The organism is Mycobacterium sp., from assembly GCF_035506235.1.
Lineage (GTDB): Bacteria > Actinomycetota > Actinomycetes > Mycobacteriales > Mycobacteriaceae > Mycobacterium.
Map to the genome: position 1 here is coordinate 1 of NZ_DATJPU010000295.1, position 2,925 is coordinate 2,925.

Here is a 2,925-nt window from a genome sequence, read left to right on the forward strand (position 1 = left end):
GACAGCACCGCGGCGACCGCGGGAATGACGGCAAACAGCATCGCCACCGCCGCCGCGCCGTGGGTATTGATGGCCCGCACGTACAGGCTGACGGCCAGCGTGGCGTTCAACAGCACGATGCCGCCGACCGCGATCGCCGCCTTGACGCCGTCGTGGACGGCGAATGGCGTGAGGGCCGCAAGGGCCGCCGCGGGAATCAGGGCCACTGCATTCTGCATGGCGCTCATTGCGCGGAAGTCGACCCCGGCGCAGAATCGCTGCTGATACACGCCGCCGGCCGAAAGACCAAGCAGGGCAACGACAAGCAGCAGGATAACGGGGTCCACGCCGCGGGTGCTCATCAGCCGCCCGGCGCACGCGGCGAGCACGGCGACGACGCCGAGGACCAGCGCGGCCAACCGCTGGGGACCAAGCGGCTCCCGCAGGAACACGGTGCCGAGAATCGCCGTGGTCACCGGATTCATCGCGATCGCCACCGCACCGAGCACCGCGGGCGAGCCCAGCTGAAGGGCCTCGTAGAGGCAGCAGAACTGGACGGCTTGGATCAGCAGCCCGGCCACCACCACGTGACCGAATTGCGCACCCCGAGGCCAGGGCGCCTTGGCCAGCACGGTCCAGGCCGTCAGAATCGATGCCGCCAAAGCGAACCGCAGCACCAATGCGGCCATCGGCGTCATCGCGGCCACCGCAAGGGCCCCGATCGGGTAACCGAGCGCGTAGAGGAGGGTCACCGCCGAGGCGGTGGACAGCGGCATGCGCGGCAAGTCCATGCCCCCATGTTGGCCTCGCCGACCGACCGAGTCCAACGATTATTGTTGGTCGCTACCGATCGTTGATGCTTATCTTTGGTTGTCAGCTGAGCCGATTTTCGGGTGGCCATCTGCACTATTGATCATGGATACGAATCGAACTATCGTACGGGTATGGCCCAGGTCCTGGACATCGCGCCCCTGCGCAGCCTCGTCGCTGTCGCCGACTGTGGCGGATTTCACCGCGCTGCCGCCGTGCAGCACCTGAGCCAGTCCGCCGTCAGCCAGCACCTGCGCAGAATCGAAGCGGTGGTCGGCCAGGCGCTGGTCGAGCGCTCGGGCCGCGGGATCGTGTTCACCGAGGTCGGTCAGAAAGTGCTGCGGCATGCCCGCACCATCCTGGCCGCGCACGACGCGGCGCTCGACGACCTGGGCGCAACCGAACGGGCGCTGTTGACGATCGGCGCCACCGAACACGGCGCCGACGTGATGCTGGCCGGCCTGACTCGAGCGCTGCGTGAGCGACTTCCCGACCGGCGGGTCCGTTTCCGGCTCGATCGCAATGTGTCGCTGGCCGACTCCATCGAACGCGGGCTGGTGGACCTGGCGGTCATGCTCGACGGGGCAGGTTTGGATCGCATCAATGTGTCGGGTCTGGTTCGGCTGCAATGGGTTTCGGCGCGCACGTTCGCGGCGTCGACGGACGATCCGCTGCCGCTGGTGATTTTTTCCGAGCCGTGTACGTTGCGGGAGCCGGCGTTTTCGGTTCTCGAGAAGCGTGACATCGCCTACGAGATCGCCGCCGAGTGCGGCGACCTGTCCGGGCTCTACGCGGCCGTGCGGTCTGGCCTGGGGGTGGCGCTGCTGCCGATGATCGGAAAGCTTCCCGACGGCCTGTGCCCGGCAGAGGGGCTGCCGCCGGCCAATTGCGCGTCGATCTTGGTGCGCGGCCGTGCCGGCATCGCGCCCGACGTGCTCAGCACCGTCGACGCCGCCGTGCGTGACGTCTTGGCCGCCGAAAGCTGAACGATGGGTGCCGGGCCGCATCTCCAGGACGGGGCTGCGAAAAAGACTGGCGCGCAATAGCGTTCGTATATCCCACGCCATGGACGCCCGGCGACACCTCGGCCGACGGCAGTTCGGGTCAACGAGATTTCGGCGGGAATGGCAACCCGGTCGGGAAATTGCCGCCTCGCTGTGAGCTGCGCAGAACGCCGGGGGGCTACCGCGTGACGGCGGCTTCAGACCCGTGCTCGATGCGCAGTTCGCGACAGTGCAGGCCCTTGGGTAAGTGGTGGGTAGCCACCACCACGGTCCGCTCCGCCGACATCAGTCCGGCATCGGGGCCCAACAGATCGCGCAGCACCCGCTCGGCATCGGCCGCGTCGAGGTGTTCGGTCGGCTCGTCCAGCAACACGATGCGGGCGGGGGAGATCACCGCCCGGGCGAGCAGCAGCCGCCTGCGCTGGCCCGCCGAGAGCGCCTGCGCGCCACCGGTCAACACCGTCGACAGCCCTTCGGGCAATCCCGCGAGCCACTCGCCGAGGCCCACCGCGCCCAGCGCCGCCGTCAGTTCGTCGTCGGGACAGTCGCCGCGGGCCACCAGCAGGTTGTCTCGGACCGTGGTCGCGAAGACATGTGCGTCCTCGGCGAAAAAGCTGACCGCCCTGTGCAATCCGTCCTCGTCGAAGCGGATGACGTCGGTTCCGTCCAGCGTCACCCGCCCGTCCAGTGGCGAGATCAACCCGGCGAGGGTCATCAGCAGCGTGGTCTTGCCCGAGCCGCTGGCACCGGTGACGGCCAGCCGGGCGCCCGCCGGCAGGTCCAGCCGCGCCGGGATCGATCGCGACGTGTGACCGGCGCGGACATCGGCCGACAGTCCCCCGGTGCCCGCGGGTACCGGCCGGCCGGCCCGCGGCGGGTGGTCCGGGGGAGCCAGGTCGAGCAGGCGACGCGCGGCGATCCGCGACCGCGTCAGCTGGACCGCGGCGGCCGGCAGCGGCGTCGTCGCCTCGAACGCGGACAGCGGCAACAACATCAGCACGGCCAGGGTGGTGGGCGCGACGGCGTGCGCCAACCCGATCCCGGCCACCACCGCGCCCAGCACGCTGGCCCCGATCGCCGCGGTGGGCATCGCCTCGGCGATGGCGGCCGGTCTGGCGGCGGCGTCCAGGGC

At 69.7% G+C, this 2,925-nt stretch carries 3 protein-coding genes; 1 reads left to right on the forward strand and 2 read right to left on the reverse strand.

The annotated features are described in order from the left end of the window. The coding region (locus tag VMD50_RS27735) for a DMT family transporter (RefSeq protein WP_325432839.1) at positions 1-755 on the reverse strand (755 nt) is incomplete at its 3' end. A gap of 168 nt (positions 756-923) precedes the next feature. Here VMD50_RS27735 and VMD50_RS27740 point away from each other — a divergent pair. Further along, positions 924-1,775, forward strand: coding sequence for a LysR family transcriptional regulator (locus VMD50_RS27740; protein WP_325432835.1), 852 nt, complete (start codon positions 924-926; stop codon positions 1,773-1,775). 196 nt (positions 1,776-1,971) lie between these two features. Here the strand turns inward: VMD50_RS27740 and VMD50_RS27745 are convergent. After that, the coding region (locus tag VMD50_RS27745) for an ATP-binding cassette domain-containing protein (RefSeq protein WP_325432838.1) at positions 1,972-2,925 on the reverse strand (954 nt) is incomplete at its 5' end.

What these genes read in the sequence shown, in the direction of transcription:
- VMD50_RS27740 (WP_325432835.1), top strand. Translation starts at nt 924, where the DNA reads ATGGCCCAGGTCCTGGACATCGCGCCCCTGCGCAGCCTCGTCGCTGTC.